This window comes from Mesorhizobium sp. M8A.F.Ca.ET.161.01.1.1, assembly GCF_004792105.1.
GTDB lineage: Bacteria > Pseudomonadota > Alphaproteobacteria > Rhizobiales > Rhizobiaceae > Mesorhizobium.
In genome coordinates, this window is the sequence record NZ_SRTD01000294.1 from 1 (window position 1) to 325 (window position 325).

The window sequence follows — 325 nt, forward strand, 5'->3', positions numbered from 1 at the left end:
GTGAAAACAAGTCCGACCAGATCGCCGGTGTCGCCGTTTCCAGCGAGCCGCCGGAAGTCGCCGATATTCTCCTCGATTTCACGCGCCGGGAAACCCAGGCGTTCTCGGTGACACTCGCCGAAAACATCGTTTCTTCCTTCGAGGGGCAGGTTGGCCTCATCAACAATCCACATCGTTACGCCGGTTTCATGGTGTTGCGCGCCCATGACGTGCCATCGGTGCTTCTCGAGCTTGGTTTCCTTTCCAATCCTGACGACGAGAAGCTGGTTCTCGATGCGGAGTGGCGCAAGAAGGTGGCCGATATGCTGGCAACAGCCGTCGGGCG

Annotated in this window: 1 protein-coding gene; it reads left to right on the top strand. The window is 58.8% G+C overall.

What is annotated here, in order from left to right; all coding sequences use genetic code 11:
• A partial coding sequence (locus EN804_RS35775) for an N-acetylmuramoyl-L-alanine amidase (RefSeq protein ID WP_189602210.1) occupies nt 1–325 on the top strand: 325 nt, incomplete at both ends.